Raw genomic sequence first — 15,097 nt, forward strand, 5'->3', positions numbered from 1 at the left:
TTTTTTTTATGCCCGAACGCGCCCGCCGGATCCTGAGGAATGCTCAGTCCGCGAGCCGTGGATCGGACTGTTCGTGAAAGGACTTGCCGTGAGAGCACAGCTCCACTCGTTTGCTGCCTGCGGTGATGAGCTGGTCAGTGCGAGCCACAGAGACACCTCCGCGACACAGTTCCGCTGTTCGAACCGGTTGTGCCGTACAGGCGGGAGTCATCAGCAGGTGGCCGGGTTCCACACATCACGAACGAGCCGTGGGACAGGTCCTCTTGCGTAGGGGATGGGTAGACTGATCCGTCGTGTGGACTGTTGTGCCGCACGGGAAACCTGATGTCGGTGTCGACCAGTTCGCCGCCGGCCCACCAGCCATCCGCGCCGGGGGAATCACGCTGTGAACACCCCGCCGACTTCCAGGAGAGCCATGCCGTCCTCGCTGCCGGTCGTCCCCGAGATCGATGAGCAGCTCGCATCGCGCGTCGCCGAGCAACTCGCGATCATCGAGAGTCGACTGCGGGAGTCCGTGGCCACCTCGGATGACATGGCCCGCTGGACCGCTCGGCATCTGATGGACGCCGGGGGCAAGCGGGTGCGTCCGATGCTCGTGCTGCTGGCCGCTTCTCTCGGGGAGATCGACCGGGAGAGCGTCCTGGACGCGGCTGTCCTCGTCGAACTCACCCATCTTGCGAGCCTCTATCACGATGACGTCATGGATTCCGCGCCCACTCGGCGCGGAGCTGACAGCGCCCACTCCCTCTGGGGCAACAACGTCGCGATCCTCACCGGTGACTTCCTCTTCGCGCGAGCCAGCGGGCTGAGCGCGAAGATCGGCGTCGACGCGGTGCGCGTCCATTCCGAGACTTTCGAGAGATTGTGCCTGGGGCAGCTGCACGAGACCGTCGGCCCCTCGGAGGATGACGATCCCTTCGAGCACTACATCTCGGTGCTCGCCGACAAGACGGCCTCGCTGCTCGCCCTTGCCGGCGAACTCGGCGCGCTGCTGTCCGGGGCCCCGTCCGGGACGGATGACGTGATGCGTCGTTACGGGGAGAAGGTCGGCGTCGCCTTCCAGCTGGCCGACGATGTGCTCGACCTCGGAAGCGATGCCGCGACGAGTGGGAAGACTCCTGGCATCGACCTTCGTGAGGGTGTGCCGACGATGCCGACCCTGCTCGTGCGTCGGCGCGCCGCGCAGACAGCGGACGCGCGGAGCCTGGAGATCGTCGCTCGGCTGGATGGTGACCTCTCCGAGGATGATGCGCTGGACGAACTGGTGACGATGCTCCGTGAGGATCCTGCGCTCCAGGAGACGCGCGAGCTTGCCGAGCGCACAGCCGATGAGGCCGTGGAGATTCTCGGCGAGCTTCCGTCAGGCCCCGTCCGTGACGCGCTGGTGGAGTTCACCCGGTCGCTGGTGCAGCGCCGTCGATGACAGGTGCGGGGGACCGTGCCATGGCGGAGTCGCTCTGTCACCAGCGCACTGTGGATGAGTAGGCCCCCCGGTCCGGGCTCGCACGTACTCTGAGGCGGCTTCGCGCGCAGCGGAGCCGGGACCGCGGTTCGGCCCTGGCTGAGGACCGTGGGTTCTCCGTCAGCTGCGACGCACCCGTCGTCGCTTCTGGGGGATCCGACCATGTCCGTCACGTCAGCGCAGATGCTCCGGCGACGGCGCTCCACTGCCGTCTCCTCCGCGGTGCTGGCCGTGATCGCGCTGGTGATCACCGGGTTCGCCGTCAGATATCCCGGGCAGTCGTCCTCGGAGGTCGTGGTCTCCAACGGTGGAGTCTGGGTGATGAACCACGAGGCCGGTCTCGCGGGGAGGATGAACGTCGATGCTGCGGAGCTCGATGCTCGGCTGACCGCGGTCGGAGCGGAGCTCGAGCTCCTCCAGGACGGGTACACCGTGCTCCTGACCAGCCCCCGGGAGATCACGCCCGTGAACACGGCGAGCATTGACCGTGATCAGCTCGTCGAACTCGCCCTCGGCTCCACCGTACGGATGGCCCGTGACCGGGTCGCCATCGCGTCACAGGAAGGCAGGGTCTGGATCCTGTCTGCGGGACAGCTGCCGGCATTCAGCCCGGTGGACGTGGAACCGGCCTATGCGACCGGGGGCAGCGCGGCCGAGATCGCCGTGGGCCGGGACGGGACTGTCTGGGTTCTCGACGGGACCACCCTGATGTCGTTCCCGGACACCGATGATCCTCGCGGTTCCTCAGCGGAGGACCCGATCGTGGTCGACGGCCTGTCCGCCGCGGCGGACCAGGTGCAGCTGAGCGCCGTGGGCGAGGAGCCGGTGATCCTCGACAAGGAGCACAGCGTCCTTCGGCTCGGGGTCTCGGCCACGGTGCACGACCTCAGCGCGGACGGAGCCGGCCCCCTGGACACCGCCCAGCTCCAACAGGCCGGGCCTGCGGCCGACGACGTGGCTCTCGCGACGGGATCGACCCTCCTCAGGGTGCCGCTGGACGGCGGGAGGGCTCGCACGACCGAGGCCGGAGCGCCAGGCACCCCGGTCCCGCCGGCCCAGGTCGGTGAGTGCGTGTATGGGGCGTGGACGCAGTCGAACCTCTACACGCGAGTCTGCGACGGCCTCGACCCCGTCGTCGGGCCGATTCCCGGGGCGGACTCCGCAGCGGATCTCACCCTTCGGGTCAACGGCGATCTGGTGGTCCTGAACGATCAGCAGTTCGGCCAGTCCTGGAGGATCACCGAGAACATGGAACCGGTGGACGACTGGGTCCTGACGCACCGCACCACCTCCCGACAACCCACGAACGCAGGCCCTCGCCGTGACCATGACTCCTGAGCAGGCCCGTTGGTTCGCCGAGACCTTCGACAAGCTCGTCCAGAGCGTCGGTCAGGCGGTGCTCGGCAAGCACGAGGTGATCCGCCTGGTGCTGACCGCGATGATGGCGCCCGGGCATGTGCTGCTCGAGGACGCCCCCGGCACGGGGAAGACGTCTTTGGCCAGGTCGATCGCCGCCACGGTGCGGGGCACCAGCAGCAGGATCCAGTTCACCCCGGACCTCCTGCCCTCCGACGTCACCGGTGTGACGATCTACGACCAGAGCTCGAAGTCCTTCGTGTTCCACCAGGGGCCGGTGTTCGCCGACGTCGTGCTCGCCGACGAGATCAACCGTGCCTCGCCGAAGACCCAGTCGGCACTGCTCGAGGTGATGGAGGAGGGCCGGGTCACCGTCGACGGCGTCACCCATGATGTCGGCAGCCCGTTCATCGTGATCGCGACCCAGAACCCGATCGAGCAGGCCGGGACCTATCGCCTGCCCGAGGCGCAGCTGGATCGCTTCCTCCTGAAGGCCTCGATCGGTTACCCGGACCATGCCTCGAGCGTGCAGATCCTGCAGGGTGCCGCCATCCGTGATCGCAGCAGCCAGCTCTCCCCGCGGATCTCTCTGCAGGCCGTCGACGACATGACTCAGCTCGCCTCCACGGTGCACGCGGACCCGGCGGTGCTGGAGTACGTCTCCCGACTCATGGAGGAGACGCGGATGGCACCGGAGGTCCGCGTCGGAGTCTCCATCCGGGGCGCGATCGCCCTGATGCGTGCGGTGAAGGTCTGGGCGGCGGTCAACGGTCGCCACTACGTGGTCCCCGACGACGTCAAGCATCTCGTCGAGCCGGTCTGGCTCCATCGCTTCGTCCTGGATCCCGAGGCGGAGTTCGCCGGATCCACCGCGGCGTCGGTCATGGCGAAGATCCTCAGCGAGGTGGCACCGCCCCAGGCTCGACAGCACACGTCATGAGTTCGCGGAGCGCCCGCTGCTCGAACGCGGAAGAATGCCGGGCGCACGGTACTGCAGACGGCGGAACGCTCGGCACCACAGACGGCCGGGAGCGCAGCACAGTCGGCCTGTGGAGTCGCCGCGTCGAGCTCGTGCTGGACCACGTGTCGCCGATCGGCCGGGCGGTCGTCGCCGCTGCCGTGGGCTGCTGGACGCTCGGGCTGCTGCTCCACGTCACCGAGCTGAACGTCATCGCCCTGACGCTGACGGTGATGCTCGTGCTCGCCGTGCTGTACGTGCTGGGCAGAGCCGACTATGTGGTCACCCTGGATCTGCAGGCGCATCGCGTCGAGGCCGGCGCCCGGGCCGTTGGCCGTATCAAGGTGGCCAACCCCTCCGGACGCCCGATCCTGCCCTCCCGGGTCGAGCTCACCGTCGGCCGAGCCACCGCCCAGCTCCTGGTGCCGCGACTCACCCCGGAGGGTACGCATGAGGAGCTGTTCGCGGTCCCGACCACACGACGTGAGGTGCTGATCATCGGCCCCGTGCGCTCGATGCGCGATGATCCGCTCTCCCTCGTGCGCCGCCAGGTGACCTGGGCGACGAAGCAGGATCTGTTCGTTCACCCGCGGACCGTGCGCCTCGACGGGGCGTCCAGCGGGTTCCTCCGCGACCTCGAGGACACGCCGTCGGCCGATCTCTCAAGCTCTGACATCGCCGTCCACACCCTGCGGGAGTACACCCCCGGCGACGACCGGCGCCACGTGCACTGGCGGACGACGGCACGCACCGGCACTCTCATGGTCCGTCAGTTCGAGGAGACCCGCCGCTCCCATGTCGTGGTGGCCCTGGACAACCTGTCCGCGCAGTACGAGAGCGCTGAGGAGTTCGAGCTGGCCGTGTCGGTCGCCGCCTCGATCGCCGTCCAGACCCGGCGCGAGGAGAAGGAGCTGACCGCCTTCACGGTCGATGACCGCCAGCGCACCCGCACCCATCGCCAGCTGATGGACGACTTCACGGTCGTCGATCAGCTCCGCGACCGCTTCCCGTTCCACGTGCTCGGGCGGAAGGCCGCGGATCTGGCGCCCGGGGCGTCGGCCGTCCTGATGGTCACCGGCCCCCGGACGACCGCGAGCGAGCTGAACACCGCGGCTGGTCAGCTCCCGGTCGGTGCCATGGCGGTGGCGATCCGCTGCGAGGAGGGCGCCGACGTGAGGCGCTCCGCCATCGGCAGGCTTGACGTGGTCACGGTGGACTCCCTCGATGCCCTGCCGCGGGCGCTCCGGGCGCTCCGGGAGGTGGGACGGTGACCACAGCGACGACAGGTCCCCGCCCCTGCTCCTCGAGCATCCGGAACAGTCGCAGGGCCATCGACATCGCTCTGCTCGGGTGTCTGTTCTTCCTGGCCCTTGCCGGATTCCAGCCCGCCTACGGGGGCGTCGGCTATCTCCGCACCGGTGTCATGGCGACTGTTCTCGGCACGGTGGTCGCCCTGATCGGCGCACACTTCCGCTGGGGCCCGCTGCGCATCACGGCGCTCCTGGTCCTCGTCTACGCCGTGTTCGGCTCGATGTTCGCGGCGCCCGTCAGGGCGCGGTGGGGTGTCCTGCCCTCCCGAGGATCGCTCCGGGAACTTCTCGCCGCCCCGGTCGCCACCTGGAAGTCCGCCCTCACGGTGACACCTCCGGTGGGCACCGCCGAAGGAGTGCTCGGCGTGGTCTGGATCAGCACCCTCCTGCTGACGGTGCACGGGATGAGCGTGGTGCTGCGCAGTCGTCGCTATCTGACCGCCTGGCTCTTCCCGCTCGCTCTGCTGCTGCTGTCCATCGCCTTCGGCACCACGGAGTCCTTCCTCCCGGTAGTCCGGGGAGTGTGCTTCGCGGTGCTGTCCGTGGGGTGGCTGACCTGGCGCTTCGAGGGCGAGAGGCCGGGTGGCGCGCGATCCACGATCATCTCGGATCCGAGGCGACCCGGGGCCAGAGGGTCCCCGGTGCTCCGGCAACGGATGATCGGCGGCGCACTGGTGATGCTGCTCGCGGGGGCCACCGCCGTCGGTGCGCACTCGCTGCTCGATCCGCCGGAGGGGTCCGGACGATTCGCGGTGCGCGATCGGATCACGCCGCCCTTCGATCCGCGGGAGTACGTCTCTCCCCTCACCGAGTTCCGGGGTTATCTGAAGGACCAGCGTGATGCCGAGCTGTTCTCCATCAGCGGGGTCGCGCCGGGGGAGCACGTGCGACTGGCCGCGATGGACCAGTACGACCTCCAGGTGTACAACGTCGCGGGAACCGTCGAGGAGGACAGCCCCTCCGGAGCGTTCCTGCGGATCGCGGACGGGGTGGATCTGCAGCGGCCGACCGACCAGCAGCGCACCTCCACCGTGCGGATCAAGGACTACACCGGGGTGTGGCTGCCGACCGTCGGCGAACGGACGAACCGCGTCGAACTCGAGGGCATGCGGTCCACGAGAGCCGGAGCCACGTCCGAGAACCTGTTCCTCCAGGGCGGATCCCAGACCGCGGTGAACGCCGACGGGGTCCGGGAGGGAGACATCTACGAGCTCCGGTACGAGCCGTACACGGCGCCGACCACCGAGCAGCAGAACGCCGCGACGTTCGCCGACGTCCCACTGCCCGAGAACGCGGATATCGACGCGATGACCGAGCTCGCCGAGCAGTGGGCCGGCGACTCGGCGTCGGACTACCAGCGATTCCAGAACCTCTCCCGCTCGATCACGGCAGACGCCACGTTCTCCCACGGCATCGATGATGACGAAGCCACCTCCTTCTCCGGCCATGGCGCGAGCAGGCTGCTGGCGATGCTCGAGCCCGCCGGCTTCGACGAGGGCACCGCGGACGCGCAGCCCCTCGGCCGCATCGGCGACCAGGAGCAGTTCGCCGCCCTCACCGCGGTGATGGCGAGGTCGATCGGGATGCCCGCTCGGGTCGTGATGGGCTTCGAGGTCCCCGAGGTCCCCGAGGTCCCCGAGGTCCCCGAGGTCCCCGAGGTCCCCGCAGGGGCGGCGGGCGCCACGGGGACGGCGACGATCACCGGCGCGGACGTCACCGCATGGGTCGAGGTGAAGTTCGAGGACCTCGGCTGGGTGCGCTTCGCCCCCGCGCCCGACGAGGACCAGACCCCGACGGAACCGGCTCCCGAGACGGTCGATGAACCGCTGCCCCTGGTGGCGCAGCCGCCCCCGTCTCCGGGCGCCATGAGCGGGGACTCCGAGGACGACGGGCTGCCGACGGCAGGGTCCGCACCCTGGACGGTGAACGTCGCCTCGACGGTGATCCCGGTGGCGCTCGCGCTCACCCTCGTGGTCGCGATCCTTGCGGCCAAGACGGTGCGGCGAGGCCGTCGTCGGACCCGGGGCACGGTGGCCGACCGCGTCGGCGGCGGGTGGCAGGAGATCCTCGACCTGCTCACGGATCTCGGGTGCTCGCCGGATCCCATGCGGACTCGTGCGGAGACCGCGGCGCTCCTGGAGGGCGATCTCCCAGCGATGGGTGCCACGGCGCTCGCCCGGGACGCGGATCGGGCGGTCTTCGGGCCCGACGACCTGCCCGATTCCTGGGGCGAGGAGTACTGGTCGCAGGTCATGGCCTCGTGTCGCTGCCTGACCGGTTCGGTCCCGTGGTACAGGCGACTGCGAGCGGCGCTCTCCCTGAGATCGCTCCGTAGCCGGGCCCCGAGGAGCGATGACCTCTCCAGGTCGTCCGCCACCAAACCGCCTGTGACCAGGCAGTCCGCCGCCAAACTGTCTGTGACAGGGCCGTCCGCTCCCAGGACGTCGACTACTGCAGCGCGGGAGGGCCGGCCCTCATGAGCCAGACGCGATACTGCAGCACCTGCGGATCCTTGCTGTCCGAGGACGCGGCTCTGTGCGGGGAGTGCGGTGCGCGTTATCGACCCTCGCCCTATGAGCGACGCGCCACCGACGCCCCCGGGTCCTGGACGCATGCGCCCCGCCCGCGGTCCCGTGACCGGGGCCCCGAGGGCCGGCCGACGGAGCCGGTCGAGCAGATCGAGCTGATCTCCCGGGACTTCGTGGACCCGCGGAAGCAGCGGACGACGGCACCGAGCCCTGCAGAACAGTACGATCTGATGATGGTCACTCAGCCACCGCCCACTCAGAACGGTCCCGGAGCTCCCGTCGGGCAGCCCAGCGGCCCCGGCTCGCCGGGCCCTTCAGCGGACGCCGCGATCCCGGCCACGGGCACCTCAGCCGAGATGGAGCCGCCGTTGGACGGCTGCCGCCCCGCCTCGCCGGTCAAGCGGCTCGCGGCTGCCGTGATCGACGGGGTGATCGCGACGGTCCTGCTGATCCCGCTGATCGTCGCGATCGTGCTGCTGGCCATCCAGGACCCGATCACCCTGTTCACGCAGATCCTGTCCGGGTTCAGCGTCGCGCTCCTCGCCGCTTACACCCTTCTGGTGGTCTGGCTGACCGGCGCGAAGGGGTTCTCGTTCGGCAAGCTGATCATGGGCCTGCGCATCGCCCGGACCAGCAACGGCACGGGGATCGGCTTCCTCCGCGCCGCCGGACGGTGGGTGCTCTACGGCATCATCCCGTGGCTGATGGGGCTGTCGATCTTCCTCGATCCACGATCGCACCTGCGCGGCTTCCACGACCGCGCGGTGGATTCCGTGGTCGTCGACGTCAAGACCGGGCGGAATCCGTTCGTGAAGCGGGCCGATGACTACGAGCGCGCCGATGCGGACCACTATCTCGGCGATCCGTCCGTGGCAGTGGGCGCTCATCAGAATCTGCTCGCCGAGCCCGGAGCGGCGTGGACGGGCGGGTACCAGGGCACCGCTGCCGAGGCTCAGCCCGTCGGGGCCGGCGTGGACGGTCCCGCGGCGAGCGGTGACCGCTCAGTTCCGTCCAGCGGTGCGAGCCCCGTTCCGTTGAGCGGTGCGAGCCCGTACGCGGTGAACGACTGGGCGCCTCCCCGCGAGGAGCCCGCCGGCCACCAGCAGTGGGGACCTCCCGCTCCTGCTGCTCCCCAGCCGGCCCAGCAGTGGGGATCGCCGGCGCCGCAGTCGTCGGCAGCGCCGTCCTGGGACGCTCCCGTCGAGGAGCGGACCGAGGCTCTTGACGAGCCGATCGCGGCCTCGTGGGGTGCGCCGGATGGCGGCATCGACGAGCACACCCGCCTGGTCCCGAGCGAGGAGCCCCACGAGGACCTCGAGCAGACGAGGGTCACCGCCGTTTCGCCACCGGCCCGGAAGAAGCTCCGTCTGATCGCGGACGACGGCACGGAGCATCTCGTGGACACCGCGGCCGTGATCGGCCGCAACCCGGCGGCCGCGGACGGCGCCGGGCAGCTCGTGCTGAAGGACAGCACCAGGTCGGTCTCCAAGACGCACCTGCGCATCGACGATTCCGGAGAGGACATCACCGTCACCGACCTCGGCTCGACCAATGGATCGGCCATCCTGCACGAGGACGGCTCCCGGGAGGCCCTGGTCCCGGACGCCGTCACGATCCTGCCGCCCGGCGCTCAGCTCACGCTGGGCGACCGGACCCTGTCGGTGGAGCGAGAGCAGTGATCGACCGCTCCCTGTCGGACCCGGACGTCCACGGCACGGTCCGGGTCGTCTCGGCGGCTGCCACCCACGTGGGCCATGTCCGCGCCACCAATGAGGACAGCATCCTCAACGCCACCCCGATCTATCTGGTCGCCGACGGGATGGGCGGGCACAACGCCGGCGAGGTGGCCAGCGCGATCGCCGTGGAGGAGTTCGAGAAGCTCACTCTGCAGGAGAACGTGACCGTCGAGCAGCTGGGCGAGTCGCTCGGCTCCGCTGCCGAGCGGATCGCGGATCTCGGGGGCGAAGGCACCCAGGGTGCTGGGACCACGGTCGCCCTGGTCGCGACGATGGTGCTCGACGGAGTCGGGTACTGGGTGGTCATGAATCTCGGGGATTCCCGGGTCTACCGTCTCTCGGGAGATATCTTCGAGCAGGTCAGCGTGGATCACTCCGTGGTCCAGGAGCTGATGGACCGGGGTGACATCACCCCGGAGGAGGCTCGAGTCCATCCGTACCGGCACATGGTGACCCGGGCTCTCGGCGCCGGACCGGATTCCGATCCGGACTACTGGCTGATCCCCGTCGAGGTGGGGGACCGGATGCTGGTCTGTTCCGACGGACTGACGGGGGAGATCAGCGACGCCGCGATCGAGCGTGTGCTGCGCAGCTCCTCGGACCTGCGCACCCTCAGCGACGACCTCGTGCATCAGGCCCTCGACAGCGGCGGGCGGGACAACGTCAGCGTGGTCCTCGTCGAGGCCGTCGAGGTCGTGGGCCTCGCGCCGACGGTCGAGGACACCACCGCAACCGCTTCGTCCCCTGCTCCGGAGGACGAGGTGGACGAGGACACGCTCCCGAGAGCGGGCGCCGACGACACGGCCAGCGCATGATGACCCCGGCGAGGGATGCCTCTCCTGGAGCTCTTGCAAATCCCGGAGTTCCCGGAGTTCCCGGAGATCCTGCAGACCTGCTCGGGACCGGTCTCTGGACCCGTCAGGGGCCTGCCACTCTGGTGGCCAGGGAGACGGGATGGGTGGTGCTGGTGCCCGGCGCCCCCGCGGAGCTCGTCGAAGCGGGCTGGAGCCTGCTCGGTGAGGCGCCGCCCGCCGAGGGGTTCGTCGACGAGCTGATCGCCGCTGCCGGCCTGGACAGTGCTGACGCCGTCACCGCGATCCTGTTCGCGATCTTCGACGGCACCACGGCGACCCTCGGGGTGAAGGGCAGCACCCCGCTCGCGGTCTTCACCGCCGACGGCGCGCAGCGGATCGCCGGGACCGAGAAGGGTCCTTTCGTCGTGCAGGCGTTCCAGGACGTGCACCGCATCGCCTTCGGTGACCTTCCGCCGGAGAAGTCCCTCGGTGCACCCCGCGTCGTGGCCGGCGTGGCCCGCGTGCGCGGATTCGTGCACGCCGTGGTGGACCCTGCTTCCCTGGACGAGGAGGCCCGCGCCGCGCTCGCCGGGCAGGTCGAGGCCGACGGCAGGTCGATCGAGGACCCCGAGGAGACACGTCGTCGCACCGAGCGGGCAGCTCCGGCTGCGGCGAACCCGACGAACGCAGCTCCGGCGACGGTGAATTCGACGAGCGCGGAAGAGCGCCCGGCGGCCACGGACGAGCGCCCGGCGGTGAGGCCCCGTCCGCCCGCCTTCGCCGATCGGGGACAAGATGCGCTGCACGCGCTGCACGCGCTGCACGCGGTGCCCGGGCACGGCAGCTTCTCGACCGCGTCGGTCACTGCGGCGACGGACTCCGATCAGCCCAATGTGTTCGACAGACTCCTCGTCAGCCCCTCGTCACCGGCCGCAGCCCCTGTACCGGAACCGGCACAGGATCCGCCAGGACAGGTTCCGCAGGGCCGATCGGGCCCGCGCCCGGACCCCGCTGAGCTGGATCAGGCTCCGCGACGTCCCCTGGTGCGCACCTCGCTGTTCGATCGTCCGCGTCATGTCCCCGGAGGACAGGCGGGGAGCACCGGTGACGCCGAGAACGGACGGGCGGCCGCGCCTGCTGCCCCCACGGCGTCGCCTCCGTCGACCGCCTCGACGACCACGGCATCGCACGCGGACGACGACGCCCGGGCAGCGGACACCCTGATCGTCCCGATCGACGACGGGGAGGGGACCCAGGCGGCCGAGGGCACGGCGCCGCGATATCGATCCCGATCCCGCAGCAGCTCGCTGTCCCGCAGCGACCGGCCGGCACCGGATCCTGGCCAGGCGTCCGCCGCCATCGGGACGTACGACGACCTGTTCGGCGAGACTCTGCACCGCCGGGTCGAGGATGCGGCGGTGCGCCGGCCCGAGCAGGTGACGGCCCGCCAGACCGAGGGCGACGCGATCGTGACGCCGTCCGCGCCGGCGCGGCCCGACGCATCCACCACACCGGCCTCCGCGTCGGAGACGCCGTCCGGCGACTCCGCGGCAGCCCGGCCGGCTCTCCGCTCGCAGGGCGTCGACTCCGTCACTGCAGGTCCTGACACCGTCCCCGTCAGCGGCGAACCGGGTTCGACGCCTACTGGCTCGGGCACGGCGACGAGCCCCGGCGGTGATCTCATCGACTGGGTGCCCGGTGTCGGGCGCGCAGCGCCGGAGATCTCCCAGGCCGCCGCCCGACGCCCGTCGGCGCCGCAGCAACCGGCCCGTTCAGGGCAGCCCAGCACTGTGCAGCCTCGAACGGTGCAGCCCCCAACAGAGCAGCCTCGAACGGTGCAGCCCCGAACGGTGCCGTCCGGGACCGGGTCCACGCCGACCCGGCCGGTGGCCCGCCCCGCGGGCACGGCCACGACGCCTTCTGCCTGCTCGGACTCGTCCGCGCACGGGCACAGCACTACGGGCGCCATGAGCGCGACCGCCGTTCTGCTGTCTGGCCTGGTCTGTCCTCACGGTCATGCCAACTCGCTCGAGCGCATGACATGCGGTCCTTGCGGCGCGCCGCTGACCGGCACCCCGCGCACGGTTGCACGCCCGCCGCTGGGCGTCATCGAGCTGTCGACGGGAGCGCGGATCGTGCTGGACCGCTCGGCGATCCTGGGGCGTCGGCCGCGCGCCTCCCGGGTGAGCGCGCACGACGTTCCCCAGCTGATCGCCGTTCCCAGCCCGCAGCAGGACATCTCCCGGTCCCACCTCGAGCTGCGCCTCGAGGGCTGGCACGTGGTCGCCTTCGACCTCGGCACGACGAACGGCACCACGCTGCTCCGGGAGAACACGGAACCGGTGCGTCTGCGCCCGCGCGAGGGGGTCGTGCTCCGCGAGGGGGACACCATCGATCTCGGCGACGGGGTCCGGCTCCGGCTGCGGGAGCGCCGGTGAGCTCCCGCCCGCCGTCGCCGCCTCCGCAGCTGCCGGGCTATGAGCACGAGCAGCTTCTGGGCTCCGGCGGGTTCGCCGATGTCTTCCTCTACCAGCAGTTCCGTCCGCGTCGCCAGGTCGCGATCAAGGTCCTGCTCGCGACCGCGCTCGAAGAGTCCGTGCGGCGTCAGTTCGACGTCGAGGCGAACGTCATGGCCCAGCTGTCCACGCACCCCTCGATCGTCACGATCCATCAGGCGGAGGTCTCCGGCGACCATCGGCCCTACCTCGTCATGGAGTACTGCCCCCGCCCGAACTACGGGATCCGTTTCCGCCGGGAGCGCATCACCGTCGCCGAGGCGCTGCGCGTGGGCGTCCAGATCGCCGGTGCCGTGGAGACCGCGCATCGCGCAGGGATCCTCCACCGCGACATCAAGCCCGCGAACATCCTGGTCACCGACTACAACCGGCCCGCCCTGACAGATTTCGGGATCTCGATCGCCGCCGGGCAGGCACATGAGGTCGACGACTCCCAGGGCCTGTCGATCCCGTGGTCGCCCCCGGAGTTCTTCGCGGATCCGCCGCGCGCCGATGTGCGCAGCGACGTGTTCTCCCTCGCCGCGACGGTGTATTCGCTGCTCGCCGGACGGACCCCGTTCGAGGTGCCGGGGCGGCGCAGCACGGCCGCCGATCTCGTCCACCGGATCGAGTCGGAGCCGCTGCGGCCCCTGAACAGGCCGGATGTGCCGCCTGCGCTGAACCGGGTGCTGTCGATCGCGATGGCGAAGGATCCGGCGAGCCGCTATGACACCGCGCTCGCCCTGGGGCGTGGTCTGCAGCAGGTCGAGCAGGCGCTGTCGCTGCCCGTCACCCAGATGGACGTCCTCGACGAACGGGGCCCCGATCCCGCGCACGATGACGACGAGCTGGAGATGCATACGCGGATCCGGAAGGTCGCGACCGTCGATCCCGACGCAGGATCCTCCACGGCGGGCCGGCGCCGACCGCCGGACCGATACGCCGGGATCGCTCCAGCGCTCGTACCGCACGCCGCCCCGCGTCCGGTGTCGAGGGGCCCCGCCACACAGCCCTCCCAGGGCGCGACGGTGCTGCGCCCGGCTGGGGCCCCGGCACCGGCGGATGACAGCTCAGCGCCCCCGCCCGGTGCCGCCGGGTCGGGGGAGGGCGAGGACGAGCGACCCAGGGCGATGTGGCCCTACGTCGCGCTCGCCACGGTGGTCGTCATCGCGCTCGGCGTGGGCACGACCCTGGGGGTGCGATACTTCCTCGTCGAGGAGGAGCCCGAGCTCGAGACCACGGATCTCAACGTCGTCCAGACCCCTGTCGAGCCGCCGGGTGAACCCACGGGAGTGTCCGTCGAGATCACGGTGCCCGAGGCCCCTGGAGGGGTACGAGGCCGTGCGCAGATCTCCTGGGAGTATCCGACGGGGTACTCGGAGGGGGACTTCTTCGAGGTGCGATGGAAGGACATGCCCGAGGAGTACCAGGAGTACGGCACCTCGACGCCCGTCATGGGGCGGAATTCGACCGTCCGCTTCGTCCCGCCGGGCTTGACCGGACGATGTGTGGAGGTGCGGACCGTCACGACCAGCGGTGTTGCGAGCATGTGGGTACAGGACTGCCTCGATGGCGACTGACCGGTACGGTTCAGGGACGGCGAGAGACCGGACGCGTCGATCCGACGGCGCGACCGAGCACAGCAGGAACGACAGAGGGGAAGCCTGACGATGGCGTCGACGATTTCGGTCGAGTTCTGCGGGGAGTGGTACCGCGTCGAAGAGGGCGAGGAGCTGACGATCGGCCGGGAGGCCGATCTCGACGTCGACGACGACAACCCCTTCCTGCACCGACGGTTCCTCACGATCGTGCAGGTCGAGTCGATGTGGTGGCTGGTGAACGTCGGGTCCCGGCTGTCGGCCACTATCACCGACGGCACGGGCTCGATGCAGGCCTGGCTCGCGCCGGGAGCCCGGATCCCGCTCGTCTTCGACGAGACGAAGGTCGTGTTCACCGCGGGCCCCACCACGTACGACCTCTCCGTCCACGCCGACTCCCCGGAGTTCGCCCGTATCGCCGGGCAGGACGACCCGGCGGGGGAGACGACCATGGGGTCGGTGCAGCTGACCGCGAGCCAGAAGCTCCTGATCCTCGCCCTGTCCGAACCGATGCTTGCGCGCGAGGGTTCCGGCATGAGCTCGGTGCCGACGTCGGCGCAGGCCGCCGAGCGGCTCGGCTGGCAGATGACGAAGTTCAACCGCAAGCTGGACAACGTGTGCGACAAGCTCGACCGGCTCGGGGTGCGTGGGCTGCGGGGTGGCCCGGGGAAGCTCGCCAGCAACCGTCGCGCGCGGCTGGTCGAGCACGCCGTGCTCTCCCGTCTCGTGGTCCGGGAAGATCTCTCGCTTCTGGACCAGGTGGACGAGGTCGACGAGGACTGACCACGACCGTCGGGTCGGGGCGGACCGGACCGGGTCGGATCGGCTCCTCGAGAACCGGACCACGGGCTACGACGGCG

10 protein-coding genes are annotated in these 15,097 nt (G+C 70.3%); all 10 read left to right on the forward strand.

The genetic code is table 11. The annotated features are described in order from the left end of the window. The first annotated feature begins 415 nt into the window (after positions 1–415). The 10 genes from ACT3T5_RS11860 to ACT3T5_RS11905 all read left to right on the forward strand — a co-directional run bounded on the left by ACT3T5_RS11860 (position 416) and on the right by ACT3T5_RS11905 (position 15,020). Positions 416–1,423, forward strand: a complete 1,008-nt coding sequence (locus ACT3T5_RS11860) for a polyprenyl synthetase family protein (RefSeq protein ID WP_444577811.1) — start codon at positions 416–418, stop codon at positions 1,421–1,423. Between the two features lie 201 nt (positions 1,424–1,624). Further along, positions 1,625–2,800: a hypothetical protein gene (locus ACT3T5_RS11865; RefSeq protein WP_444594430.1), complete on the forward strand. Its 1,176-nt coding sequence runs from the start codon at positions 1,625–1,627 to the stop codon at positions 2,798–2,800. Beyond that, a complete protein-coding gene (locus ACT3T5_RS11870) occupies positions 2,784–3,758 on the forward strand; it encodes an AAA family ATPase (RefSeq protein WP_444594431.1) in 975 nt (324 codons plus the stop codon). The genes ACT3T5_RS11865 and ACT3T5_RS11870 overlap by 17 nt, the downstream gene beginning before the upstream one ends. Next, positions 3,755–5,047, forward strand: coding sequence for a DUF58 domain-containing protein (locus ACT3T5_RS11875; RefSeq protein WP_444594432.1), 1,293 nt, complete (start codon positions 3,755–3,757; stop codon positions 5,045–5,047). Before ACT3T5_RS11870 ends, ACT3T5_RS11875 begins: the two co-directional genes overlap by 4 nt. Then, positions 5,044–7,566 carry a transglutaminase-like domain-containing protein gene (locus ACT3T5_RS11880; RefSeq protein WP_444594433.1) on the forward strand — a complete coding sequence of 841 codons (2,523 nt, stop codon included), beginning with the start codon at positions 5,044–5,046 and terminating at the stop codon, positions 7,564–7,566. The genes ACT3T5_RS11875 and ACT3T5_RS11880 overlap by 4 nt, the downstream gene beginning before the upstream one ends. Beyond that, positions 7,563–9,293 carry an RDD family protein gene (locus ACT3T5_RS11885; RefSeq protein WP_444594434.1) on the forward strand — a complete coding sequence of 577 codons (1,731 nt, stop codon included), beginning with the start codon at positions 7,563–7,565 and terminating at the stop codon, positions 9,291–9,293. Before ACT3T5_RS11880 ends, ACT3T5_RS11885 begins: the two co-directional genes overlap by 4 nt. Continuing rightward, a complete protein-coding gene (locus ACT3T5_RS11890) occupies positions 9,290–10,165 on the forward strand; it encodes a PP2C family protein-serine/threonine phosphatase (protein WP_444577817.1) in 876 nt (291 codons plus the stop codon). The genes ACT3T5_RS11885 and ACT3T5_RS11890 overlap by 4 nt, the downstream gene beginning before the upstream one ends. 122 nt (positions 10,166–10,287) lie before the next feature. Further along, entirely contained in the window at positions 10,288–12,582 is a 2,295-nt protein-coding gene (locus tag ACT3T5_RS11895) for an FHA domain-containing protein (protein ID WP_444594435.1), read from the forward strand. After that, entirely contained in the window at positions 12,579–14,219 is a 1,641-nt protein-coding gene (locus tag ACT3T5_RS11900; RefSeq protein WP_444577819.1) for a protein kinase domain-containing protein, read from the forward strand. Before ACT3T5_RS11895 ends, ACT3T5_RS11900 begins: the two co-directional genes overlap by 4 nt. Before the next feature lie 90 nt (positions 14,220–14,309). Then, a complete protein-coding gene (locus tag ACT3T5_RS11905) occupies positions 14,310–15,020 on the forward strand; it encodes a hypothetical protein (protein WP_444577820.1) in 711 nt (236 codons plus the stop codon). The last annotated feature ends 77 nt before the right edge of the window (positions 15,021–15,097 follow it).

The sequence above is a fragment of the Brachybacterium sp. AOP3-A1-3 genome, from assembly GCF_052378285.1.
Lineage (GTDB): Bacteria > Actinomycetota > Actinomycetes > Actinomycetales > Dermabacteraceae > Brachybacterium.